Here is a 23116-nt window from a genome sequence, read left to right on the forward strand (position 1 = left end):
GGTGTTCGTGGATCAGGTCGGGTTGAGCGGTGTCGGCTAGCGCGGGCCGGCCAGTGCGGCGAGCTCGGCGCGGGTGCGCTCGACGCGGCGCCACGCACGGTCGGCAGCGGTGCTGACCTCGGCGCAGCCGTCGCAGAACCGAACGCCGGCCTGCGCAGCGGAACGGCGGGGGAAGCGGAACATGGCGATCTCCTCATCGTGCGGGACGAACTGTCTTGACGTCCGTCGAATCAAACGGTTGCACGCTGATTCGAGATCTGTCAACCTAGAGGCATGTCAAAACAGCCGGCGGTGCTCACCCTCACCGATCTCAACGCGGACACCCCGTGCTGCCCGCCGATCGCGCAGCGCCGCATCCCCGCGGAGACCGCCGCCGTCCTGGCACCCGCCTTCAAGGCCCTCGGCGACCCGGTCCGCCTGCAGCTGATGTCGATGATCGCGTCCGCGCCGGACGGCGAGATCTGCGTCTGCGACCTCACCCCGGCGTTCGAGCTGTCCGGACCGACGATCTCCCACCACCTGAAGACCCTCCGAGAAGCGGGCCTGGTGGACTCCGACCGGCGCGGAACGTGGGTCTACTACCGCGCCCGACCCGGCATCATGCGCCAGCTCGCCGCCCTGCTGACCGTGGAGGCGCCGGCCGGCTGACCCGCAGCGCGCCATCGCGCCGCAGCGCCCGCCACGTGAGCGGGGCACCCACGGCGGCGGGCAGCAGCCAGTACAGCACCGGCGGCAGCCGATCCCACAGTGGCAGCCGGCCACCGTTGTCGACGTAGAACCCGGTCAGCAGGGCGATGTACGAGCCGGCCATGGCCGAGCCGTGCCAGACCACCCACCGGCGGGGCCGCGCACGGCGCGCCCACCAGCCGGACAGCGCCAGCGCGAACGCGACCGCGGCGATCAGGAACAGGTGCCAGTCGTGCCGCCAGCGCAGGACTGCCATGACGGTCGCCGTCGCGAACACGCCGCCGATCGCGTACAGGTACACCGCACCGGCCCACGGATGGCGGCCGGGCCGCTTGCGGGAGGCGGCCGCCAGGCCACCCGCGACGACTCCGGTCAGACCCGCGGCCACGTGCACCGCGAGCGCGGTCAGGAACACCGGCGACATGCGCGCCTCCGACCAGATACGTAGTTAACCTACCTACGTTCGTACGGTAGCATAACTACCTATGAAGGCCGAGGCGCAGGCGCTCAAGGGGCACCTCGACGTGCTGCTGCTGGCCGCCCTCGAGGACGGCCCGCGGCACGGATACGCGGTCAAGGAGGCGTTACGTGAGGGCAGCGGCGGACGGTTCGACCTGCCCACCGGCACGGTCTACCCCGCACTGCACCGCCTCGAGGCCGCGGGCCTGATCAGCGGCACCTGGTCGCACGCCGAGACGCGCCGCCGCCGCATCTACGAGCTGACCGAGGCCGGCCGACGCAAACTCGCCGGCGACCGGGTCAACTGGCACGAGTTCGCCGCCGCCGTCACCACCCTGCTGGACAGGCCGCCGTGGCCGGCCACGAGCTGATCGACGACGCCGTCACCGCGCTCGCCCGGCACCTGCCCGCCGACGCGGTCGACGAGCTCGCCGACGGCCTGGCCGAGACCTACGCACGGCACCTCGCTCAGGGCCTCGACCCCGACGCCGCAGCGCGCGAGACCATCGCCGAATTCGGCGAGCCGGACGTGATCATCGCGGCCTTCGTCCACCAGTCCCCCGGCCGTCGCGCCGCACGGGCCCTCGTCGCCTCGGGACCCGCCGTCGGCGGCTGCTGGGCCGTGGCGATGGTCACCGGCCACGCCTGGAGCTGGCCCGTGCCGGCACCCGTCCGACTGGCGTTCGGCGTGGGCTTCCTGGCCGTCGTCACCGCGATGGTGTTCGCCGCTACCGCCCGCCGCAGCTACCGCCGCACCAGGATCGCCGGCGCCGCCGGTCTCGGGCTCGTCGCCCTCGACGCGGCCATCCTTGTGGGCGCCGTCCTGCTGCCGCTGACGTTCACCTGGCCGCTCGCCATCGCCACGGGCGCCAGCCTCACCCGCCTGATCCTGACGGCCCGGGTCGTGCCCCGCCTCCTCACCGGGTGACAGCATCTTCAGCTTGTCGCCGCAGCGTAGGACTCGCCGCACACGACGCACCGCAGCTGCCGCGCGGCCGGCTCGACCGGGACCTGGTCGTCGCCGTCCGGGCGGGTGACCTGCACGGCGCTGAAGTTGGGACACCGGTCGGCGACGAGGAGGGTGACGTCGGCGGTGGGGTCGAGTTCGCGGGCGCGCAGGCCGGCGCTGATCCCGGCGTCGCTGCCGCCGATGACGAGCAGGCGCATGGACAACCTCTCCGGAAACGAACGGGGGTGGAACCGCCGCCGGCCTGACCAACCGGCGGCGGAGCTCTCAGCCGGTCGTGACGGGCAGTTCGGTGATCAGCTGCTCGACGCGGGCCTTGATGGCGTCGCGGATCGGGCGGACGGCGTCGATGCCCTGCCCGGCCGGGTCGTCCAGCTTCCAGTCCAGGTACCGCTTGCCGGGGAACACGGGGCAGACGTCGCCGCAGCCCATCGTGATCAGGACGTCGGAGGACTCGGCGGTCTCGTAGTCCAGCTTGCGTGGGATGTTGGCGGTGATGTCGATGCCGACCTCCCGCATCGCCTCGACGGCGACGGGGTTGATCTGCGATGCGGGCTCCGACCCGGCGGAGCGGACCTCGACGGTGTCGCCGGCGAGGTGGCGCAGCCAGCCGGCGGCCATCTGCGAGCGGCCGGCGTTGTGCACGCACACGAACAGGACGCTGGGCTTGTCACTCATGACGGTTCGGTTCCTCCGTGCTGGTGGTTTCAGGACGATCGTGCGGTCTGATCGGCGTGGCCGACGACGACCTCGTCTGCCGCGCGACCGGCGTCCGGATACAGCGCCAGCAGCAGCCCGGCCCCGACCAGAAGTCCGGCGAACTGCGCGACGACGAAACCCGGTACCGACGAGGGAGCGATGCCGGCGAACGAATCAGTGAAGGCCCGGCCGATGGTGACCGCCGGGTTGGCGAAGCTCGTGGAGGAGGTGAACCAGTACGCGGCGCCGATGTACGCGCCGACCGCCGCGGGCGCGACCGGTGCCCGGCCGGAGCGGGCGAGGGCGAAGATGAGCAGGATCAGCCCGGCGGTGGCGACGACCTCGCCCAGCCACAGGTGACCGGCCGAGCGGTCCTTGCCGGAGAAGTCGACGGCCGCGAGGTCGAACATCAGGTTCGCCAGGACCGACCCGGCGATCGCGCCCGCGGTCTGCGCCGCGACGTACCCGCCGAGGTCGGATGCGCTCAGTCCGGTGCGGGTGCGGCGACCGAGGAACCAGTCCGCTGCCGACACGACCGGGTTGAAGTGCGCACCGGACACCGGCCCGAACGTGAGGATCAGCGCGCCGAGCGCGAACGCCGTGGCGACGGAGTTCTCCAGCAACTGCAGCCCGACGTCGTCCGAGAGTGTGGTGGCCATGACGCCGGAGCCGACGACGGCGGTGACGAGCAGCGCGGTGCCGACGAACTCGGCGAGGAACCGTCGCCACGGTGCTGGGTGGGTCATCGAGTACGTGCTCCTTGCTCTGGTGGGCGAAGTATCAGGCGGCGGGGATGTTGAGCTGGTCGATCAGGCGGCGGACCCGGCGCTCGATCTCGTCGCGGAGCGGGCGGACACCCTCGACGTCCCAGCCGGCCGGGTCGTCCAGGTCCCAGTTCTCGTACCGGGTGCCGGGGAACACGGGGCAGGCGTCGCCGCAGCCCATCGTGACGACCACGTCGGCGGCACGGACGACCTCGTCGGTCCACGGCTTCGGGTATTCGGCGGTGATGTCGATACCGCGCTCGGCCATCGCGGCGACCGCCGCCGGGTTGATCTCGATGCCGGGCTCCGAACCACCGGACCAGGCGACGGCCCGGTCTCCGGTGAGGTGGGTGAACCAGCCGAGCGCGATCTGGGAGCGGCCCGCGTTGTGCGTGCACAGGAACAGCACGACCGGTTTGCCGTCGCGGTGCTTGCCCTCGACCCGGGCCAGGGCGTGCAGGCGCTGCCGGGCGAAGCGTTCGGCGAGCAGCGGCAGGAAGTTCGGCACGGTGCTCAGCGACGCGAACTGGTCGTAGCTGCTGTGCAGGAACCGTTCGATGGTCTCGGTGCCGTACGTGCCGTCGAACTCACCGGCGAGCCGCGCCGCGGCGGTGCGCAGGGCGAGCTGCTGGTCGATGGAGAGCTCCTGGTGGTAGCCGGCGAGGGCGTCAGGCATGGTTGGCTCCGGGGAGTAGGGCGGGTGCGAGGCGATCGATGCGCGCGGCGAGGTCGGCGAACGTGGCCTCGAAGGCGGCGTCGGTGTCCGCCGGCGCCGGGACGGACCAGTGCAGCCGAGGCCGGACGCCCTGGGTGAGGTCCTCGTGGGCGTTGTCGCACACGGCCACCACGAGGTCCGTGTCGTGCACGACATCCGCGACGTGCGCGGTGCCGGCGGCGTTGATCACCAGCCCGTGCCGGCGGGCGACGGCCACCGCGCGGGGGTTGACGCGTGCGGCGGGCTGGGTGCCGGCCGACGCGGCGGGGATCGTGGCCTTGTGCGTCCACAACGCGGCGGCCAGCTGGGACCGGGCGGAGTTGTGGGTACAGACGAACACCACCCGCGACACGTCGGTCAGCACCGGCGCCGTGAGCGAGGCGAGCGCTCCGGGCTCGAGGCGCAGGTACGTACGGCGCCGGTCCCCCTCCGAACGGCTCCGGACGAGGAGCCCGGCCTCGTCGAGGACCTTGACGTGGTGGGCGACGAGGTTGGTCGGCAGGTCGAGGCTGCGGGCGATCTCGCCGGGCGAGGCGTCGCCGAGGGTGAGCGTGTCCACGATGGCCAGGCGTGCCGGGTCACCGAGAGCGGCGTGAATCCGAGCGCGCCGCTGCACCGAAGAAAGCTCAGCATTCATTGACTCAATGATGTCTGAGCTTTTCCGATCACGTCAAATGAACAGCAGATGTCGCCCTCTCGATCCACGCGGTCGACGACGCCTCGCTCGCCGCGGTCCCGTACGCAACACCGGCGACCGGCAGTCCCAGCGCGCGCACCCGGTCGGCGGCGTCGGCGCGGTCGGCCCAGTGCGGCAGCCGGACACGCGCCGCCGCGACCAGCCGCGCGCCGAGGTCGACACCAAACGGCTCGACCCGGCGGCCACGCTCGGCCGCCCATCGGTGCACCGACTCCATCAGCAGGCCGTTCGCGCAGCCGACCTGCATGCACGTGCGGGTCTACGCCGATCGGATCGAGGTGGTCGATCCGGGGCTCGTGGCAGGGCGCCGGATTGACGTCGACGAGTTCCTGGGGTTGTCGAGCGGCGAGGGGCAGACGGTGGTCGAGCATCTGCACCCTGTCTCGCACTGGTTCGTCCGAGCGTATGTGACGCCCGTTGACCGATCACGCCAACCCGCTGCGGAGCACGACAGCCGTGGACGCTGTTGTCGTTGAAATCGGCATGATCCCTGATCCATGAGGCCGGAATTGCCGTCGCGGGATACCTCTTGAACGAGCCCTTCCGGGGCAACCGCAGCTCTTGTCCGCCTCTCAAGGATGGGGCTCGGTAGGCTGGTTTCGTGCACGGGCCGAATGCTGCTGCGCGCGAGACGGTGTCTTTCCCGGTCTGGGATGCGGTGGTCGATCTGCCCAGGTCGCCGATGGCGGACGGGACGATCGCGCACGGCGGCGGCGTCGTCGACGCGGTCTCCCGAGTGCGTGGGGCATCGCCGGACGATCTCGGCGGGCCGGCCGCTGCGCCCGGTGTGACGGTGTGGTCGTTCGCCGTTGACCGGCTCGCCGGGGACAGTGGCTGGCCGGTTCGCCACGCGAGCTTGATCTTTGCTGTGCGGTTGGCGGAGGACGCGGGGATGTCGTTGCGCGACGCGGCCGTCGAGCTGGCGGGAATCGCCGCGTCGGGTGGGATTGTGGTCGACCTCGTTGTCGGTGGCCAGGCGGAATCAGGTCGGTTGTTCGAAGTGCGCGGCCTGGGCTGGTTGGTGTCGTCGACGCAGCCGGGTCACGCGTTTGCGGCATCGTGCTATCTCGTGCCGCCGGTGGTGCAGTACCGACTGGACCACCGGTAGCCGTAGCCGGCGATCGAACTGGCCGGCTACGGTTCGGCGCGTTCGGCCTCCAGCGGTGAGTCGTTCTCGTGCTGGGACTCGGCAGGCATGGCGTCCGGGTCGGGCTTTCTCGGCGGTACCGGCTGCCAGGAGAAGGCGAGAGAGCCGCCGAGCAGGCCGAGGAGCAGACCGATCAGGAAGCCGCCCAGGTTGGACGTGACCCAGGAGGCGAGGGCCATGAGCAGGGCCAGGATCGAGTAGAAGGTGCGGTTCTCCGGGCTGAACCACAGCAGGACCCCGCACAGCAGCATGATGATGGGCACGAGGTAGCCGGCCAGGCCCTGCATGCCGATGTGTACCACCACCGGCAGCGGGGCCTTGACCGTCAGGAAGATCTCGACGGCGGCGACGACGATGAACAGGCCGCCCCAGAAGGGGCGGCTGCGTCGCCAGCGGCGGAAGGAGCGGCGCAACTCAGCAACCCTCGTCGCTGAAGCTCATGTGCAGGTTGGGCAGGATGAAGGTGGCGGCCGTGGTGGCGTAGTTGTTCTGCCGCAGGTGCTGGATGCGCACGGTCTCGGCCTGCTGGCCGAAGATGCCGATCCCGCCGGTGGCGCCGGGCACGCGGGTCAGCGTGCTGGCGTCCTGACCGATGTCGATCGAGGTGAAGCTGGCGTCGCCCGAGATGAGGTCGGAGTCGACGATGAGCTTGGTGGCGGTGACGGGGTGCTGGGCGTCGCCGGCGGTCAGCTTCAGGTTCGTCCCGCCGAGGTTGATGCTCTGGCACAGGTTGGTCAGCTTGGCGTTGTCGACCGCCGAGACGATGAGGATCAGCTGGCCCCCGGTGTCGCCCTCGTTGGGGCTGCCGGGCTCCATCGTGTCGAGCACCGCGTACTGCTCGAAGCCCGTGCCCTGCAGCTCGTCCGCGGTCACCACGAACGGCAGCCCGGACACCGAGAAGGACGCGGCGATGACGCCTTGACCGGTGAGCACCACGAGCCCGGCGGTAACCGCCGTCGAAATGCCCATCGTCAATGCGAATCGGCGCCAGCGGGTCTTTCCCTGCGGCTGTTCTTCCTGATCTTCGGCCTGGGTCATGGCGGGACCTCCACGCACTCGACGGACGGCGGTCACCCGGAAGTTACTCGCGGGTATTGATCAGGTCAACCCTGGTCGCCCGTATTTCACCGGTTGAAAACTCCGGCGGTTTTCGATCTCTGTGGACAGATCATCGTCGAATGCATTCTTGACGTTAGATACTCGACGGGTTTACAACTCGTCACACCCCGCCGAAATCCAGCAGGAGGTTCCATGCGCTCCAAACGTGTGTCCGCCGCGACCGCGGTGATGGCCGCCGGCATCCTCGCGGTCTTCGGCACTCCCGCAAGTGCACAACCGGCGGCGGCCGCGAAGCCGACCGGCATCTACGCCGGGATGGGCAACTGCCCGCTGTCCAGCCCGGTCCTCGCCGACCCGGGCAACCAGCAGGTCGGCTGCGTCATCTCGGTGACCCGCGGCGGCAGCGTCACGATCGGCTCCACCACGGTCGCGCTCACCCAGCCGATCACGCTGCAGTTCGGCGTGTACTGGCCGGCGAGCGGTCCGACGGTCGAGTTCCCGGACGGCACCGTCGCCAACGTGTTCAGCACCGTGCCGTCCGCCGACGGCAAAACGCTGACGTCGTCGCCATTGCAGGTCCCGATCCCGGGGCTGGCCAACTTCCTGCCCGGCGTCACCAGCGCGTTCGCCCAGGTCGAGCTGGCCGGTCCGATCACCGAGTTCATCCCGCTCGCCACCGGCGAGCCCGCCCCGGTGTTCCGCCTGCCGATCAAGCTCCACCTGTTCAACGCGCTCTTCGGGCTGCGCTGCTACATCGGCTCGAACAGCAGCCCGATCGTGCTCGGCCCGACCACCGGCACGACCAGCCCGCCGCCGCCCAACGTCCCGATCACCGGGGACGCCGGCGTCATCGACCTCGCCTCGGACCCGAACGGCTTCGGCGCCTTCGTCGTGTCGTTCTCCGGCGCGACGCTGGTGGACAACAGCGTCAGGGTGCCGGTGGCCAACGGCTGCGGCATCGGCGGCTCGCTGGACTGGGTCATCAACACCGTGTTCGGCCTGCCCGCCGCGGCCGGACGCAACACCGTCGTGTTCAGCCAGACGGACACGTCACTGGCCGTCGACTCGAGCCTCGGCGACCTCAAGCAGGCCATCGCCGCGTCCGCGCACTGAACGGCCGCGGTACCCGCACGAGAAAGGCTCCTCCATGCGCAAGCTCTGGACCCTGTCCGCCGCCGCGCTCACCGCGGTCCTGGCGGCCGGGCTGCTCCCCGCCGCGGCGCACGCCGCGACCGTCAACGTGCTGACCACCGTCAGCGTCGGCGGCCCCAACGTGGCCAACGGCGACGCGGTCTCCGCGCCGCTGAAGACCGGCACCACGGCCACGTTCTACAGCACGCCGGGCAGCTCCAGCTTCATCACGTGCACGGTCTCGAACTTCGGCGCCACCGTGACGAGCAACGTGCCCGCGCCCGGCACCGCCGGCGAGTCGCTGACCCTGCAGAACTTCTCGTCGTGCACACCGACGGGCATCCCGACCGTCACCGCGGTGCAGAGCATCGTGGTGAACAACCTGCCGTACGCCACCACCGTGACCTCGCCGCCGAGCAACCAGGTCAAGGTGACCGGCACCGCCACACTGCCGATCCAGACGACCATGAAGCTCACGTCGGGCCTCGGCACCATCACCTGCGTCTACCGCGCCGACCTCAACCAGGTGGTCGGCGTGGCGAACAACGTCGGCCAGTCCATCACGTTCACCAACCAGAAGTTCAACCGCTTCTCAGGCCCGTCCGCGTGCTTCCCGAACGGCTACTTCAGCGCCGCCTACGGCCCGGTGAAGGACACCACCGTCGCCGGCAGCCCGCTGGTGTTCGTCAACTGAGGCCCGTCGCGGGGTGAGAAGGCGCGGCCCCGTCCTCCGTGGACGGGGCCGCGCCGAGCCTCAGGAGTTCTGGAAGACCGACTCGTACGGGCGGTGCGGGCAGGCGGTACAGGTGAAGAGGTAGATGCTGCCGACATCGCCCAGCATCAGGCCCGACGGCTGGCGAAGGCGGGACCCGGCCGGCAGCCAGCGCTCCCCACCCGGGTCGCACTCCAGGCTCGCCACCGTCGCCAGATGCTCCATCGTGGTGCCGCACGCCGGGCAGGCCGGCCACTCCGGCAGCTGGCACCAGCTGGGGTAGCCGCCCAGCTTCGTGCCTGGGGCGACGGACAGCTCCGCGTCGAAGTCGTACGGGGTCGCCGACCGGATGGCGTAGTACAGGTCGCGGGGCAGGTCCCAGCTCGGGTACTCGAGAACGGGCTCCGGGCTGACGGAGCACGGGGCCGGCACCGTGGTCCGGGGGCTGGCGTGGTGCGGCACGGGGATCGCCGCGGGCTGGTGGAATCCCGCGCTGTCGCGCCAGTCGAGGCGTGGGATCGGCGCGCTGTACGGGTTGTGGTCGAACGGGCACCAGGTGACCTGCAGCAGGTCCGTCCCCGGCGGGTACGGCAGCTGCGGCGCGTCGCGGGCGTACACCTGCAGGACCGGGACGAACGGCACGGGCTCCCGTGGGGCGTCGTCGAAGGTGTGGTCCCACCGGCCGGGGTGGCAGTACGGCCAGGGTTCGCCGAGGGGCCACGCGAGCGGGCCGCCGAGCGAGCTGTCGGCGGCGGTCGGCGCGCCGGGGCGCGGGTGCAGGCGGACCGTCTGCCGTGCGTACGCCGCGAGTGCCGGTACCAGCGCCGTGACGTCGACGGGTGGTGGCGGGGTGGTCGGCACCGGTCACTCCAGCCCGGGTTGGAACTCGTAGGGCGGCGGGGACGGTTCACGCCACGCGGACGCGAGGCGGGCGGTGTCGGGGCCGGACTCCCACAGCGCCGCGGGGTCTAGCGGCATCGCGGCGTTGAGCAGGTGGAGCAGCCGGCCCTTCGGCAGCGCTGAGAAAGCGTCAGATGCCGCACGAGCGGCCGCCGCGCTCAGGCCCGTCACCTCCAGGTACGAGGGCGGCGCGGTGACCTCGTCCGAAGCGGCGCAGTACGTCGCCCCGGTGAGCAGGACCGTCGCCGGCTCGACGGCGAGGTCGGGGAACGACGCGGCCCACTCGGGGCGCCAGGTGACCGGCCCGCGCTCGGCGAGCAGGTCGACGAACCGGCGCACCGTGCCGGCGGTGCCCCAGCCGCCGAGCGGGGTCCGCTCCACCACCCGCACGTCGGGGCGGTCAGGGACCGTGCCGTGGACGATGAGCCGCCAGCAGGAGCGGTCGAACCCGCCGCCGATGCTCTCCGCGGCGACGGCCCTCATGCCGAGCCCGGCCGCCTGCTCGCCGTTGAGCTGGCCGTCGGTGACGACGGTGAGCACCGACAGGCCGGCGGACCCGTCGGCGAGGCCGGCGTCGGCGAGCGCGGTCAGCAGCGCCGCGAGGACCTCCCGCTCAGGCGGTGGGGTCGTCGGCATGGCCGCGCGCAGCGCCACGGCGCCGAGGCCCGCCAGCACGCGGGTCCAGCCCGCCACGCCGGCGGACGGGCGTGGCCGCTCGCCGTCCAGCGCCGCCGGCAGGGCGTCGAGGAACCCCATCAGTTTGTACTCGGGGACCGTCGACGTCCTCGAACCGCGGCGGTGCTCGGTGAACCGGGAAGCGTGGGTGAGGCCGGACAGGGCGTCGGCGATGGTGATGTCATCGGCCGTCACCGGGACCGGTGGGCGGGCCGGCTCGTGCCGCAGCGCGCGGTACTGCTCGACGGTCGCGGCGAGGGTGGCGGCGATGGCGGCCTGCCGTCCGACCGCGGCGGCCAGGACGGGGTCGGTGACGGCGGTGACCGGTCCGCCGGTGCGCAGCGCCGCCGAGCCGGCCGGGTCGCGCGGGCGCAGCAGGTCCCACCAGCCGGCCGGCGGCAGCCCCTCCGGCTTGGCAGGCCCGTACGCGGGGGTGCCGGTCGCCGGATCCCAGACCGTGACGGCGCCGAACTGGTCGACCGTCACCAGCCGGTCGCCGCCGCCGGGCAGGGCGAGCACACCCATGATGGTCGCCGCTCGCACCGTTGGCGGTAGCGGCACCTGACGCCCGTCCACCGAGCGGACAACCGCGCCGCCGGCGATGTCGACGACGTCCCAGCCGGTGACGCCGTCCGCGGCGCCAGCGGTGTCGATGACGTCCCAGCCGGTCACGCCATCCGCGGCGCCGAACACCGCGGGCGCGTCCGGCCACAGGTCGCGGCGCCAGCGGAGGCGGACCGGCCCTGCGCCGGGCACCGGCTCGAACCGGCCGCCGGGGACGATGTCCTCGGACACGGGCAGGCGGGTCATCGGCCCGAGCACCAGCCCACCCAGGTCGGCGTCGAACTCGACGCCCGGCGTGTCGGCCCAGTAGCCGCGTTCGCTGCCGCCCTGCCGCCAGCTGACGAGCAGGCGTCCGTCGTGGAGGGTGCAGCGCGGCCGGAACTGCCCGTCGATACCGTCGCGGGCGGGCACCGCGAGCTCGTGGCGGGCGACGACGCCGGACGGGCCGAGCACGACCGCCGTGCGGGCGTCGTGGATCGCGAGCAGCGGCCATTCCTGGTCGGTCCGCATGGTCCCGGCGTCGAGCGCGGCGGACGCCTGCTCGTACGGCGGCCACACCAGCTCCTCGGGGAGCCCGCACCGCAACGTCCGCGCCAGCGCGGCCGGCGCGTCCAGGGCAGCGATCCGCTCCAGGAACGGCTTGAACGCGGCGTAGCCGGCCGGGCTCCGCAGCGTGCCCAGCCGGTACATGATGCGCTGCACCTCACCGAGTGGCGCGGCGCCGAGCGAAGCGGTGAGCGCGTCGACCTCGGCCGTGAGCGCAGCGGCGACACCGGGGACCGACAGCGCCCGAGCCAGGAGGTTCGGGTGGATCGGGAACCCGCCGACGTCCGCGCCGAACCGGTGGTCGCCGAGCAGCCACAGGCAGGACTTCCTGAACCCGGCCTCGAACACCGGGTGCGTGCCGAGGCTGAGCAGCGGCCGCCGGCCGGGCCCGTCGTCGGCGAACCAGTCCGACAGCTCGATCTGCCGCGGCACGTCCAGCTCGAACGGGATGCCTTCGGCCACGAACAGGTCGTACACGTCGAGCTCGCTGAAGAACGAGGAGCCTGACGGATTGGTCACGGCGACCCCATCGCCCCGCAACCGGTCGGCGAGCCGCGCCACGAGCTCCAGCAGCGGCGCCGACCGCGACATCCCGTGTTCGGCCCGCCAACTCAGCCGGCGGCTCAGCAGGCGCGCCGGCTCACCCGAAGCGGTCGCCCGGAGGCGCAGTTCGATCTTGTCGAGCACCCCAGCACGATAGCCGTTCCGCCGGGGTGGGGATGGCCCCACCGGCAACAGGCCGGGCAACCGGATCGAGGTCGGTCGCTGGGAGTCATAGCGTCGCGGGTATGAGACTTCTCAGGCACACGATGGTGCTCGGGCTGGTGCTGGTGGTGGGCGCGTCGAGCGCCGCGGCCGCCGGGGCGCAGCCGGAACGGGGCGGGGACGGATGGCGTGGGGAGGTCGTGGCGGTGCAGCCGCTGCGGGAGCTCGACGCCAGCGGGGTGCGGGACGTGCTCGGCGGGGCGCAGTTCGACGCGGGCGGCGTGCGGCACGGCGTCGAGGTGTACCAGGTGCTGTACCGCACCGTCGACGCGCGCAACAGGGCGACGGTGGCCAGCGGGCTGCTCGCCTTGCCGCGCAACGGTGAGCGGCAGCTGCGGGTGGTGTCGTACGCGCACGGCACGGAGCTCAACCGGACCGACGCGCCGTCGATGTGGCGGGACGGCTGGGCGGTGGCGCCGGCGCTGACGTACGCGTCGGCCGGGTTCGCCGCCGTCGCGCCCGACTACCTCGGGATGGGGCTCGGGCCGGGGCCGCACCCGTTCCTCGACGTCACGACCGAGGCGTCGGCGTCGCTGGACCTGCTGCGGGCGGCCAGGACCGTCGCCGCCGGGCAGCAGCGCACGCTGCGCCGCGAGGTGTACGTGACCGGCTTCTCGCAGGGCGGCAGCGGCGCGACCGCGCTCGGCCAGGCGCTGGAGCGCGGCGGCGACGGCTGGTTCCGCCTCGGGGCGCTGGCGCCGATCGCCGGCGCGTTCGACGCCCGCCGCGTCGAGCTGCCGGCCCTCGTCGGCGGGACGGTGGCGCCGCCGTACAACGTCGGCTACACCGCCTACCTGGTCGTGGCGTGGAACCGGCTGCACGGCCTGTACCAGCGACCCGAGGAGTTCTTCGCCGCACCGTACGCCGGGAAGGTCGAGGCCCTGTTCGACGGCGTGCACACCGGCGAGGACCTGGCGGCGACGCTGCCCGGCACGCCCGAGGAACTGTTCACCCCGCGGGGTCTGGCGGTGCTGCGGGCACCGTCGGGGCCGTTCGCGGACGCCCTGGCCGTGCACGACGCGTCCTGCGACGGCATCCGCGCGCCCGCCCGGCTGCTCGTGGACCGCGCCGACGAGCAGGTGCCGGTCGCCAACAGCACCTACTGCGCCACCCGCCTGCGCACCGGCGCGGTCGTGGACGTCGGCACGCACCCGTACAACGGCTCGGCGCACCTCGGCGCGAACATCGCCGGCACGGCCGCGGCCCTCGCCTGGTTCCGGCAGCTCGGCTGACATCGATCGATCGCAGCCGCCCGGGGCGCGACCCCAGGGCGGCTGCACCGGTCGGTCGTCTGGACCTGGTGAGCGCGACGACCGTGTGCCTGCACACCGGTAGCCGCGCCGAGGCCTCGGGCGGGCCTACTCGTACGGCGGCGGGACGGCTCGCTCCACGCGGACGCGAAGCGGGCGGTGTCGAGCCAGAATCCCACAGCGCCGCGGAGTCCACAGGAGGTGACCCGTGACGCTGCGGCGCCGGCTCAAATGGCCTTCCGTTTTGCCGCGGCGACGGCCTGCTGCCAGGCGACGTCGGCAGTGATCTTCCCGGCGACGTACGCGTCGAGGGCCGCCTGCGTGGTCTCCGCGACCGGCCGGTGCCGCACCGCCACGTACATCGGCTGGATCTTCATGGCGCCCTCGCCGAAGATCTTGCCGACCGGGGCGTTGCCGAAGTACGGATTGGTGATCGCCAGGAAGTTCGGGTCCTGCAGCGACTTCACGTCCGAGGGCAGAGCGCCGACCGCCTTGAAGGCGGCCACGTGGCTGGCCGGCGAGGTGAGGAACATCGCCAGCTCGGCGGCCTCCCGCGGGTGCTTGCTCTGCACGGGCACCGAGAGGAACGAGCCGCCCCAGTTGCCGCCGCCGCCGGGGATCGCGGCCACGTCCCACTTGTCCTTGGTCTGCGGGCCGCCGCCGTCCTGGATGATGCCGAGCATCCAGCTGGGGCAGGCGGTCGTGGCGAAGGTACCGTCGCGGAAACCGGCGTGCCAGGCGTCCGTCCACGTCTCGATCTTCGAGCTGAGCCCGGACGCGACCATGCCCGTCGCCTCCGCCCAGGCGGTCTTCACCGCCGGGCTGGTCTCGATGATGAGCTTGTCGTCGTGGTCGAAGTACGTGACGTTGTCGTTCGCCGCGGCGGCCTGGGACAACGCGGCGGCGAGGATCTGGTCGGGCGAGTCGACGAACGCCGCGCCGGTGTTGGCCGTCTTGAACCGCACGCCGGTCTGACGGAACGCCTCCCAGGTCGGCCAGAGCTTCGACACCGCGTCGCGGTCCGTCGGCAGGCCCGCCTTGGCGAACAGGTCCTTGCGGTAACACATCGCGAGGCCGCCGATGTCCGTGCCGAGCGCGACGACCTTGCCGTTGTCGAGGGTGCCCTGCGCCCATTTCCACGGCAGGAAGTCGGCCTTCATGGCGTTCGCGCCGTACCTGGCGAGGTCCACGAAGCTGTCCGACTGTCCTTTGTAGAAGGGCGTGACGCCCTCCTCCATCGCGACGACGTCACCGGCGCCGCTGCCCGCCGCGAGGTACACGTTGAGTTTCGGCCAGTAGACGTCGAGGTTCTCCACCACCCGGCTCTTGATGGTGATGTTCGGGTGGTCCTTCTCGTACTGCTTGAACAACTCGTCGTAGCCGAACTTGCCGAACGTGTCGACCGTCAGCGTGATCTTCCGGTCCGCTGCGGAGATGGCCTCGGTGCAGCCCGCGGAGGCCACCACGCCGAACACGGCCATCAGCAGCGCCAGCGCGCGCAGTCGTGAGTGTCGCATGTGGACGTTCCTCCCCCAGGTCAGATCCGGAATCGCGAAACCATCTGCTGCAGATCGCCCGCCAGGGAGGCGAGCTCGGCCGCGGAGTGCCGGTTGTGCGAGGACGACTCCGCCGACCGGCGGGCCGCGACGGTCATCGCCTCGATGTCGGTGGCGATCTCCGTGCTGCCGGTCGCCGCCTCGGAGATGTTCCGGCTCATCTCCAGGCTGGTCGCCGACTGCTCCTCCACCGCCGCGGAGATCGTCGCCTGGAAGTCGTTGACCTGCCCGATGATCGACGTGATGTCGGCGATCGCGGAGACCGCGGCCTCGCACTCGGTGCGGATCGACGTGACCTGCTTGGAGATCTGCTCGGTCGCCTGCGCGGTCTCCTGCGCGAGGTCCTTGACCTCACCGGCCACGACGGCGAAGCCGAGCCCCGCCTCGCCGGCCCGGGACGCCTCGATGGTGGCGTTGAGCGCCAGCAGGTTGGTCTGCTTGGCGATCGAGGTGATGATCTGCACGATCTGGGTGATCTGCTGGCTGGTCTCGCCGAGGCGGTCCATCGTCTGGCTGGTGGACTCGGCGACGTCGGCCGCCCGCCCCGCCATCCGCGTGCCTTCGAGGCTGGTCGAGGCGATCTCCCGGATGGAGATGCTCATCTCCTCGGCGGCGGCGGCGATGGTACCGATGTTCTCCGACACCGACGAGGCGGTGGAGGTGGCCCGCTCGGCCTGGGCACTGACGTGCTCGGCGCCCACGTTGAGCTCATCGCTGCTGGTGCTGAGCCGGCCGGAGGTGCCGCCGAGCACCTCCGAGCTCTTCGCCAGCGCCGTCACCGTCTCGCGCAGGCTGCCCGTCGCGGTGTTCACCGACTCGGCCATGGCCTGCAGTTCCCGCGCGGACTGGTCCGGCACGCGCTGGGTCAGGTCGCCGCTCGCGACGGCCCTCAGTACCTCGGACACCCTCGCCAGCGACCGGGCGATCATGCGGGAGATGAACAGGCCGATCGCCAGCGCCGCCACCACCCCGACCGCGATGCCGGCGATCGCGATGTTCCGGGCCCGGCCGTAGGAACGCTCCGAGACGGCCTGCGCGGCGCGGGCATCGTCCTGCTGCGCCCGGACGACCTTCTCCAGCCCCGCGCCGAGCCTGATCGCGAGCGCCTCGAACGCCTCCGCGTCGCCCGGGACGACAGCACCCGCCGGGGCGGGCGCGCCGAACACGAACGCGTCGCGGATCTGCCGGAACTGGCCCCACTGCGTGCCGAACTCGCTTGCCGCCGCCTTCGTCGCCGCGCTGGACGCACTGGACGTGAAGTCCGTGAGCGCCTGATCCATCACCTCGTCCGACGCGGTGACCGCCGCCTGCGTCCGCTTCGCGGCCCCCTCGCCCTGCGCCGCGTACGACCACAGGTTCTGGAACATCAGCGCCTGCGCCGCCCGGACCCGCTGCAGCGCCGCGTCGCTCACGCCCTGCCGCACCCGCAGTCCGTCCAGGTCGTCACTGAGCTTCCCCATCTGCTGCACGGACAGCAGCCCGACCCCGGCCGCCGCCAACGCGACGACGAACAGGGCGGCCAGGATCCGTCCCAAGATGGACAAGCCTCGGCCGGGCCCGGCACCGCGCGGACGTACGTCCTCAACCGCACCTGTCATCTGTAAACCCGCCTACACCAGACCGCCCGCCGATCGGGAACTGCCGCATCCCCCATCGGAGCACCACGCCGCGATCTGAGCACTTCGTCACACCCCGCTGTGGCCGCTCCGGTACGAGCGGTCGCCCGGTGGCGGCCGCGCGGGTCGGTACGCTGCGGCGGTGAGCGCTGTGTACCTGTGCGCGGGCGGCCGCCCCGGGATCTACCCGATGGAGCAGGACGCGGAGTACGAGGCGGAGCAGGTGGTGGCCGTCGCCGACGGCGAGGTGCCGCTGCTGTGGCTCACCCTGTTCCGCGCGGACGACGTCAGCGCCGGCGACACGCCGTGGGGGCCGGCCACCGCGCCGCTGGTGGGGCGCGAGCGCGGGACGACCAATCTGGCGGCGGCGGTCCCTACGCTCGACCGGATGTTCGGGCCGCCCGTGACGACCCACGCCGACCTGCTCCGCCAGGCGCTGCAGTGGTCTCCCGGCGGCTGGCTGACGATCGAGTGGTGGTGCGGCGACCGGCCGTGCCCGCCGGACCCTGCGGCATTGAGGTCGGCGCTCGGCGCGTTCGACGATCCGGCCGCCGGGCCCGGGCCGCTGCTGGATCTGTGCGGGCTGGACCCGGCGGACCTGCCCGCTCCCCGCGACCCCGCAACCCCGCTGCTGCCGCACCTGACGGCGCAGGCGGCCGGCCTGCGGCGCCTCCTCGGCCGCGCCTTCCACCAGCTGGTGCCGTGGGAGCAGCCGATTTGACGTCAGCTTTGCTGGTAGTTGACCGCGGCGAACCCGCACGGGGCGTGCAGGTGCAGGTAGTAGGCGCCTTCGCCAAATTCGTCGAAGTCCCCGCCGTACAGCATGCCGATGTAGTCCATCGGCTCGCCGCAGCTGGGGCAGGCCGGGTGGTCGGCGTCCTGGATCCACTCGGGGTGGCCGCCGAGCGTCGAGCCGCCGTCGTTCCACGCGCTCGCCTGGAACGGGCTCTGCCGCTGCGGGCCCATGACCGGCAGCAGCGCCGGCGGGTCCTCCGGGCCGGCGTCGCGGCCGATGTAGTCGGGGCGGGTGTTGCCCGTCCACCACGTGCTGCCGCCGTCGGGGGCGACGGCGCTGTACAGCGTCGTGTAGCAGGCGCAGAAGTGGCAGGTCCGGACGACGAGCCGGCCGGGCCAGCCGGTGTGCGCCAGGGCGTCACCCGCATCGGGGAGGTCTGCGGCCGTCCACAGCGGCGACGTGCACCACGGGCAGGTGCCACCGTCGGCCGCGGGCGTGGACGGGCGCAGGTGCCACTCGTAGGCGACGTCGCCGCACAGCGAGCGCCGGCTGCCGTCCGGGCCGACGGTCCAGCCGGCCTGCTCCGCGTACCGCAGCGGACCGAGGTGCAGTGCGTCCGACCCGGCCGGTGGGGCATTCTCCCAGCGGCGCATCGCCTGCTCCGCGAGCGGATGGCCGGTGTGCGCGAGGACGAGCAGCAGGTTGTTGAGCTGGACGGGGATCTGCCCGCCGTCGACCCGCTCGACGACGCGGCTCACGACGTCGGCGCCGGCTCCCCGGTACAGCGTGGCCGGCCACAACACGTCGAGGTCGAGCATCAGGTGGTGGTGCGGCACCAGGCGTTGCGGGTCGGCGGCCGCGATCGCCGTCAGCTCCTCGGCCGCATCCTCGTCATCGTCGGCGGTCTTTCTGATCAGCTCCTCGATCACGCGACGCATGCTACCGGGCGGTCAGATCGAGCTGCGGTTTCAGTCCCAGGCGTTCTGGTTGAGGAAACGGGCGAAGCCGCGCCACGAGTTGGGGCCCATCACGCCGTCGAGCGGGCCGGTGTACCCGTAACCGGACGCGAGGTTCTGCACGGCGCGCCACGAGTTGGGGCCCATGACGCCGTCGATGGGTCCCGTGTACCCGTAGCCGCGCATCGCCCGCTGCAGGGCGGAGTACGTGGCGGTGCCGGGGACGCCGTCGATCGGGCCGGTGTAGCCGTTCGTGAGGCGCAGCCAGTGCTGCATCCGCTTGTAGCACGTCACGTCCGGTGTGCCGGTCGTCTCGGTGGCGGTCTTCGGCAGCGCGCCCGCCGGCGGATGCTGCGCGACGTATTCGAGCGGGTTGATCCGGGTGCCGCCCGGGTCGATCATGTGCCAGTGCAGGTGCGGGCCGGTCGACGAGCCGGACCCGGGTGCGCCGACCGCGCCGCCGGACCGGCCGACGATCGCGCCGCGGGCCACCGGCGTGCCGTTCGCGAGCACGAACGCCGACAGGTGCAGATATTGGCTCTTGTACCCGTCGGCGTGGGCGATCGTCACGGTGTGCCCGCCGGTGCCGTTGTTCGGGATGTTGGTGACGGTGCCGGCGCCGCAGGCGGGCAGCCCGGTGCCGACCGCCATGGCGAAGTCGATCCCGCCGAGCGAGCCGTTCGCCCGGTGCTGCGCCCAGGTCTGCGTGATGGTGTACCCGGCGAACGGGTTGTCGATCACCGGTGCCGCGTACGCGGTGCCGGGCAGGCCGAGGACCACGCCGCCGCCCGCCGCGAGCGCCGCACCGCGCAGCACGCCGCGGCGGCTGAGCCCGCCGGCCGGCTGCTCGTCCGCGCCGCAGCAGGGTGGCACCCTGGGCCGCATCATCCGATCCACCTTCCCCCGTCGATGTGAGCCCGTCGAGGCTATCCACCCTGATCCACTGATATCAATGGATGCGCGGAGATTTCATCTGCGGGCCACCGGAAAGGGTGAGGCCGTGCCGATCCCGTCGCGCTGGCGCCTGCTCGACCACGACACCGACACCGTCGTCGCCGAGTGCGACGACATCGACGGGCTGTTCACCGATCGCGTGTTTCCTGTGCCGCCGGTGTACGAGCGGTACACGCTGCTGGGCTGCACGCCGGAAGGGCCGCTTCGGGCCGCGGTCGACGGCACCGGCCCCGCGTGGCTCGGCAACATCTACCTCGAAGGCGTCCACGCCCCGTGCTCCGCCACCGCCGATTGCCTGACCTGTTACGAGACCGGCGAGCAGTTGCTGGACGTCCGGGTCGTCGGCCACACGGAGGCCGCCGGCGGGCTGCTCGACGTCGAGCTGGACGCGCGGATCGGCGCACCGCTGGCGGCCAACGAGCGGCCGCTCTACGACATGTGGCGCGCCGGCGGTCCGACCGCGCCCAACCAGTGGGCCGGGCTGGAGCGCAGCGACCGCTACCTCTGGGTGCAGGCCGCCCGGGCACACCAGGTCCACGCTCCGGACAAGCCCGCCGGCACCGTGTACCACCTGGACGGCCGGCACGTCACCGACTACGACGCGTTCTACTGCGCGATCGGCGAGGCGATCAACGGCCCCGGCGGCTGGTTCGGCGGCGACCTCTTCTGGCTGCACGAGTGCGCCGGCACCGGCGACGCGGGCGCCACCCCCGGCTTCCGCCTGATCTGGCACGACGCCGAGATCGCCCGCACCCACCTGGTCCCCGGTTACGACCGTAAGGCCTGGAGCGTTGCCGTCACCTTCGACGATCTGGTCGACCGGCTCACCGACGACGGCGTACAGGTCGAGCTGCGCTGAAAGCCGTTGGCATCGCGCGGTGCGGGCCGCGTTGCCTTGCCGCCCATGCTGATCCGCACCGAACACCCCAGCGACCACGCCGCCGTCGGAGCACTGCACCGGGCCGCCTTCGGCGGCGAGCACGGCGGCACGGCGGCCCGCCCGGTGACGCCCTCCGCCGCGCTTTCACTGGTGGCCGAGGAGGACGGCGAGGTCGCGGGGCACGTCATGTTCAGCCGCTGCCTGCTGGACGCCCCGCGCCGGCAGGTCGCGGTCCAGTCGCTGAGCCCGCTCGCCGTCGCGCCACACCTGCAGCGCCGCGGGATCGGCTCCGCCCTCATCCAGGCCGGCCCGCGCCGGCTCGACGAGCGCGGCGTCCCGCTGGTGTTCCTGGAGGGCGACCCGGGTTACTACGCCCGCGCCGGCTTCACCCCCGCGGGCGACCACGGCTTCCGCAAACCGTCCCTGCGCATCCCCGACCAGGGCTTCCAGGTCATCCGCCTGTCCGCCTACGAACCCTGGATGACCGGCGCCCTCGTCTACTCGGCCCCCTTCTGGGACCACGACTGCGTCGGCCGCCGCGAGCCGCTGGCGTCCACCGACGGGTGTCCACCGGCCGGTCAGATCACACCCCGTGACAACGGGCGTCCGGGCACACTGCGGCACACCGCGGCACACCGCGGCACACCGGTGACGCCACCGGCGATCCCGGTGTTGACCTTGAAGGGCGCCGGTTTCCTACGCTTTGCCGCTCCCACCCACCGAAGCGAAGGTCACCGTCTGTGCCAACATCCCTGCGTCCAAGCCGGTCCCGCCGGCTCTGGTACGCCTTCGGCGTCAGCCCGACCGACTGGGTGTTCGGTGCGAAGCAGTTCGGGCTGGACTTCGACCCGACGCTGAACCACACGAACTACTGGGACGGCGACTACAGCAGCAACTCGGTGCGGCAGAGCATGGCGGCCATCAACACCGGCCTGTACGGGTCGGTTCGATGACCCCGTTCGTCGGGCCGGCGGCCACGCCGCCGGCCCGCGGCCAGACCCTCGGCGCGGTCCTCGGCGCGCTGCCGCACGTGCTGCTGATGGCGTTCCTGATCCTGCAGCTCATCGTCAACGGCGACCCGGAGGCGCGGTCGTTCATGGTGCTGCTGGTGATCCCGGAGCTGGCGATCGTGCCGGTCGGGGTGTTCGTCTGCGGGGTGTGCATGACCCAGCCGTACGCGCGGGCGTTCGGACGGGGCGCGCTGTCCAGCACGCTCATCGGCGCGACCGTGTTCGTCCTGATCTGCCTGGTGACCACGTCCGTCTGATGGTTGAATGCCGGGCGTGGCGGACCCCATCGAGATCTTGCGCGATCTGCCCATTCGCCGCCGCACCGGCAGCCGCGCACGCCAGCACCACCCGCGACCGGAACGCAAGGGCCTGCGCACTCGACGGACGACGCGACCACGCCAGCAACTGCTCCTGTTCATCATCAGTGAGCACGATCGGCACTGCTGTCGGCAACGGCCGACAACCACCGTACCCACTGATAACGAATCAACGACTCACGGCACTAGCATGCTGCGGTGGACTTCTGGGGTTCGATCGTCGTCGCGGCGGTGCCGGGGCTGCTCGCGCACGAGCCGGCGATGGCCGGGTTCGGCTACATGCACTGGGAGTTGCGGTCGCTGGGCGGCGATTGGCAGCTCGTGGAGACGCAGGGGTGGGGCACGCCCGACGTCGCCGAGGCCGCCCGGCGGCTCGCCGCGGCGACCGGCGGCCCGGTGCTCGGCGCACACATCAGCGACGGCTATTGCGCCAACGTCTACCTGGTGTTGCCCGACGGCACGCACTCGCACTTCCACCTGCCGGAACCCAGCCCGCAGCGCGAGGCGTTCGAGCACATTCCTGATCCGCCCGCACGGAGCGTCGACGACGTCACCGCCGACCTCCAGCGCTGGGCGGAGTCCAGCGGGCTCCACCCACCGGCCGGCGCGATCCCGGCCGCGCTGTCCACCGACGGCGATGCCTACGACATGGTGTACGCCGCGGTCCGGGCGCTGGGCTTCGAACGGTTCGACGAACCGCGGCCCTGGACGTTCCGGCCCGACGAATCGATGAACCGGATCTACGGCGCCGCCTACGTCGCGCGGTGCGCCGCCGTGTTGCGGGAGGCAGGTGACACACCGGCGCCCTGGGAAGCCGAGGCGATCGCCCTCGAAGAGGAGATCTGGACGGCGATCTACGCCGACGACCCGAACGTTGCCGGGTTGGCCGCACGGTGCATCGCGGTCCACGACGCCAGGGCGGCAGACGAGGACTGACGCGACGCGGTCAGTGGTTGGACGGGCCGAGCGGGGCCGCGCCGGGGGACGGGTTGGGGGCCGGGTTGGGGGCCGGGTTGGGGGCCGGGTTGGGGGCCGGCTCCTTCAGCTCGATGAAGACGGCATGGCTGTCGGTGGTGCCGATGTTCTCGCCGGTGTGCTCCTGGGCGCCGACCCAGCGGGCCTGGGCGGCGGTCAGCTCGATGTCGGCGTGGCGGTCGCCGCTGGAGACGCGACGCTGGAAGGAGCTGAGCGTGACCATCACGCTGTCCGGGTGGCTGTGCGGGTGGGTCCGGTCGCCCGGGCGGTCGCGGTACTGGAGCACCCGCACCCGCTCGTTCTCGAACAGGACGCTGTACAGATTCGGGTCGGTGACGACCGGGTCCTGACCGTTCATGGGACTACGGTACCATGATGG

The 23116-nt window shown here is 72.0% G+C and carries 29 protein-coding genes and 1 pseudogene; 13 read left to right on the top strand and 17 right to left on the bottom strand.

Annotated elements, in window-relative coordinates; translation table 11 throughout:
• Window positions 1-36 precede the first annotated feature (36 nt).
• Window positions 37-183, bottom strand: a complete 147-nt coding sequence (locus ABD332_RS29285) for a hypothetical protein (protein ID WP_344505492.1) — start codon at window positions 181-183, stop codon at window positions 37-39.
• A gap of 90 nt (window positions 184-273) precedes the next feature.
• On the opposite strand from ABD332_RS29285, the gene ABD332_RS29290 reads away from it, so the two are divergent.
• The gene (locus ABD332_RS29290) at window positions 274-648 is read left to right on the top strand and encodes an ArsR/SmtB family transcription factor (protein ID WP_344505494.1); all 375 of its coding nucleotides are present in this window, start codon (window positions 274-276) and stop codon (window positions 646-648) included.
• On the opposite strand, the gene ABD332_RS29295 is transcribed toward ABD332_RS29290, so the two are convergent.
• On the bottom strand, window positions 599-1111 hold the full coding sequence (locus ABD332_RS29295; protein WP_344505496.1) for a hypothetical protein: 513 nt from the start codon (window positions 1109-1111) through the stop codon (window positions 599-601). The two genes, ABD332_RS29290 and ABD332_RS29295, sit on opposite strands and share 50 nt — an antisense overlap.
• A gap of 61 nt (window positions 1112-1172) precedes the next feature.
• Here ABD332_RS29295 and ABD332_RS29300 point away from each other — a divergent pair, with 61 nt between their 5' ends.
• Entirely contained in the window at window positions 1173-1517 is a 345-nt protein-coding gene (locus tag ABD332_RS29300) for a PadR family transcriptional regulator (RefSeq protein WP_344505498.1), read from the top strand.
• On the top strand, window positions 1499-2074 hold the full coding sequence (locus ABD332_RS29305) for a permease prefix domain 1-containing protein (protein WP_344505499.1): 576 nt from the start codon (window positions 1499-1501) through the stop codon (window positions 2072-2074). The genes ABD332_RS29300 and ABD332_RS29305 overlap by 19 nt, the downstream gene beginning before the upstream one ends.
• Before the next feature lie 8 nt (window positions 2075-2082).
• Here ABD332_RS29305 and ABD332_RS29310 read toward each other — a convergent pair whose 3' ends face one another.
• The 6 genes from ABD332_RS29310 to ABD332_RS29335 all read right to left on the bottom strand — a co-directional run bounded on the left by ABD332_RS29310 (window position 2083) and on the right by ABD332_RS29335 (window position 5235).
• Entirely contained in the window at window positions 2083-2313 is a 231-nt protein-coding gene (locus tag ABD332_RS29310) for a hypothetical protein (RefSeq protein ID WP_344505501.1), read from the bottom strand.
• 67 nt (window positions 2314-2380) lie between these two features.
• Complete coding sequence (locus tag ABD332_RS29315) at window positions 2381-2791, bottom strand: arsenate reductase ArsC (protein WP_344505503.1); 411 nt, start codon at window positions 2789-2791, stop codon at window positions 2381-2383.
• A 29-nt stretch (window positions 2792-2820) separates the two neighbouring features.
• Entirely contained in the window at window positions 2821-3558 is a 738-nt protein-coding gene (locus ABD332_RS29320; RefSeq protein ID WP_344505504.1) for an aquaporin, read from the bottom strand.
• Window positions 3559-3592: 34 nt separating this feature from the next.
• The gene (locus ABD332_RS29325; protein WP_344505505.1) at window positions 3593-4252 is read right to left on the bottom strand and encodes an arsenate reductase ArsC; all 660 of its coding nucleotides are present in this window, start codon (window positions 4250-4252) and stop codon (window positions 3593-3595) included.
• The gene (locus ABD332_RS29330) at window positions 4245-4928 is read right to left on the bottom strand and encodes an arsenate reductase/protein-tyrosine-phosphatase family protein (protein ID WP_344505506.1); all 684 of its coding nucleotides are present in this window, start codon (window positions 4926-4928) and stop codon (window positions 4245-4247) included. Before ABD332_RS29330 ends, ABD332_RS29325 begins: the two co-directional genes overlap by 8 nt.
• A gap of 28 nt (window positions 4929-4956) precedes the next feature.
• Window positions 4957-5235, bottom strand: coding sequence for a hypothetical protein (locus ABD332_RS29335; protein ID WP_344505507.1), 279 nt, complete (start codon window positions 5233-5235; stop codon window positions 4957-4959).
• Window positions 5236-5589: 354 nt separating this feature from the next.
• On the opposite strand from ABD332_RS29335, the gene ABD332_RS29340 reads away from it, so the two are divergent.
• Window positions 5590-6096, top strand: coding sequence for a hypothetical protein (locus ABD332_RS29340; RefSeq protein WP_344505508.1), 507 nt, complete (start codon window positions 5590-5592; stop codon window positions 6094-6096).
• A gap of 26 nt (window positions 6097-6122) precedes the next feature.
• On the opposite strand, the gene ABD332_RS29345 is transcribed toward ABD332_RS29340, so the two are convergent.
• Together ABD332_RS29345 and ABD332_RS29350 are read right to left on the bottom strand one after the other, a co-directional pair.
• The gene (locus tag ABD332_RS29345) at window positions 6123-6548 is read right to left on the bottom strand and encodes a DUF6114 domain-containing protein (RefSeq protein ID WP_344505509.1); all 426 of its coding nucleotides are present in this window, start codon (window positions 6546-6548) and stop codon (window positions 6123-6125) included.
• Window position 6549: 1 nt separating this feature from the next.
• Window positions 6550-7173: a DUF6230 family protein gene (locus ABD332_RS29350; RefSeq protein WP_344505510.1), complete on the bottom strand. Its 624-nt coding sequence runs from the start codon at window positions 7171-7173 to the stop codon at window positions 6550-6552.
• A gap of 213 nt (window positions 7174-7386) precedes the next feature.
• Between ABD332_RS29350 and ABD332_RS29355 the strand changes: the two genes are divergently transcribed.
• Together ABD332_RS29355 and ABD332_RS29360 are read left to right on the top strand one after the other, a co-directional pair.
• Window positions 7387-8307, top strand: a complete 921-nt coding sequence (locus ABD332_RS29355) for a hypothetical protein (RefSeq protein ID WP_344505512.1) — start codon at window positions 7387-7389, stop codon at window positions 8305-8307.
• A gap of 34 nt (window positions 8308-8341) precedes the next feature.
• Entirely contained in the window at window positions 8342-9019 is a 678-nt protein-coding gene (locus tag ABD332_RS29360; protein ID WP_344505513.1) for a Tat pathway signal sequence domain protein, read from the top strand.
• A 60-nt stretch (window positions 9020-9079) separates the two neighbouring features.
• Here the strand turns inward: ABD332_RS29360 and ABD332_RS29365 are convergent, their stop codons facing one another.
• Together ABD332_RS29365 and ABD332_RS29370 are read right to left on the bottom strand one after the other, a co-directional pair.
• Window positions 9080-9898 (bottom strand): YwqG family protein, encoded by an 819-nt coding sequence (locus ABD332_RS29365; RefSeq protein ID WP_344505514.1) that lies wholly within the window; start codon window positions 9896-9898, stop codon window positions 9080-9082.
• A 3-nt stretch (window positions 9899-9901) separates the two neighbouring features.
• Window positions 9902-12409, bottom strand: a complete 2508-nt coding sequence (locus ABD332_RS29370; protein ID WP_344505515.1) for a hypothetical protein — start codon at window positions 12407-12409, stop codon at window positions 9902-9904.
• A 101-nt stretch (window positions 12410-12510) separates the two neighbouring features.
• Between ABD332_RS29370 and ABD332_RS29375 the strand changes: the two genes are divergently transcribed.
• The gene (locus ABD332_RS29375; protein WP_344505517.1) at window positions 12511-13719 is read left to right on the top strand and encodes an alpha/beta hydrolase family protein; all 1209 of its coding nucleotides are present in this window, start codon (window positions 12511-12513) and stop codon (window positions 13717-13719) included.
• A 245-nt stretch (window positions 13720-13964) separates the two neighbouring features.
• On the opposite strand, the gene ABD332_RS29380 is transcribed toward ABD332_RS29375, so the two are convergent.
• On the bottom strand, window positions 13965-15254 hold the full coding sequence (locus ABD332_RS29380) for an ABC transporter substrate-binding protein (protein ID WP_344505518.1): 1290 nt from the start codon (window positions 15252-15254) through the stop codon (window positions 13965-13967).
• A gap of 20 nt (window positions 15255-15274) precedes the next feature.
• The gene (locus ABD332_RS29385) at window positions 15275-16828 is read right to left on the bottom strand and encodes a methyl-accepting chemotaxis protein (RefSeq protein ID WP_344505519.1); all 1554 of its coding nucleotides are present in this window, start codon (window positions 16826-16828) and stop codon (window positions 15275-15277) included.
• A gap of 223 nt (window positions 16829-17051) precedes the next feature.
• Here ABD332_RS29385 and ABD332_RS29390 point away from each other — a divergent pair, with 223 nt between their 5' ends.
• On the top strand, window positions 17052-17630 hold the full coding sequence (locus ABD332_RS29390; RefSeq protein ID WP_344505520.1) for a hypothetical protein: 579 nt from the start codon (window positions 17052-17054) through the stop codon (window positions 17628-17630).
• 2 nt (window positions 17631-17632) lie between these two features.
• On the opposite strand, the gene ABD332_RS29395 is transcribed toward ABD332_RS29390, so the two are convergent.
• Together ABD332_RS29395 and ABD332_RS29400 are read right to left on the bottom strand one after the other, a co-directional pair.
• The gene (locus ABD332_RS29395) at window positions 17633-18574 is read right to left on the bottom strand and encodes a hypothetical protein (protein ID WP_344505521.1); all 942 of its coding nucleotides are present in this window, start codon (window positions 18572-18574) and stop codon (window positions 17633-17635) included.
• Window positions 18575-18613: 39 nt separating this feature from the next.
• Entirely contained in the window at window positions 18614-19489 is an 876-nt protein-coding gene (locus ABD332_RS29400) for a peptidoglycan DD-metalloendopeptidase family protein (RefSeq protein WP_344505522.1), read from the bottom strand.
• 112 nt (window positions 19490-19601) lie between these two features.
• Here ABD332_RS29400 and ABD332_RS29405 point away from each other — a divergent pair, with 112 nt between their 5' ends.
• The 5 genes and pseudogenes from ABD332_RS29405 to ABD332_RS29425 all read left to right on the top strand — a co-directional run bounded on the left by ABD332_RS29405 (window position 19602) and on the right by ABD332_RS29425 (window position 22698).
• A complete protein-coding gene (locus ABD332_RS29405; RefSeq protein ID WP_344505523.1) occupies window positions 19602-20414 on the top strand; it encodes a barstar family protein in 813 nt (270 codons plus the stop codon).
• A gap of 45 nt (window positions 20415-20459) precedes the next feature.
• A pseudogene (locus ABD332_RS29410) lies at window positions 20460-20768 on the top strand (GNAT family N-acetyltransferase); the annotation flags it as partial.
• 407 nt (window positions 20769-21175) lie between these two features.
• The gene (locus ABD332_RS29415) at window positions 21176-21388 is read left to right on the top strand and encodes a hypothetical protein (RefSeq protein ID WP_344505710.1); all 213 of its coding nucleotides are present in this window, start codon (window positions 21176-21178) and stop codon (window positions 21386-21388) included.
• The gene (locus ABD332_RS29420) at window positions 21385-21702 is read left to right on the top strand and encodes a hypothetical protein (RefSeq protein WP_344505524.1); all 318 of its coding nucleotides are present in this window, start codon (window positions 21385-21387) and stop codon (window positions 21700-21702) included. Before ABD332_RS29415 ends, ABD332_RS29420 begins: the two co-directional genes overlap by 4 nt.
• Before the next feature lie 258 nt (window positions 21703-21960).
• Complete coding sequence (locus ABD332_RS29425; RefSeq protein WP_344505525.1) at window positions 21961-22698, top strand: hypothetical protein; 738 nt, start codon at window positions 21961-21963, stop codon at window positions 22696-22698.
• Between the two features lie 10 nt (window positions 22699-22708).
• Here the strand turns inward: ABD332_RS29425 and ABD332_RS29430 are convergent, their stop codons facing one another.
• Window positions 22709-23095: a cupin domain-containing protein gene (locus ABD332_RS29430; RefSeq protein WP_344505526.1), complete on the bottom strand. Its 387-nt coding sequence runs from the start codon at window positions 23093-23095 to the stop codon at window positions 22709-22711.
• Between the last annotated feature and the right edge of the window lie 21 nt (window positions 23096-23116).

This window comes from Dactylosporangium maewongense (assembly GCF_039531485.1).
Classification (GTDB): Bacteria; Actinomycetota; Actinomycetes; order Mycobacteriales; family Micromonosporaceae; genus Dactylosporangium; species Dactylosporangium maewongense.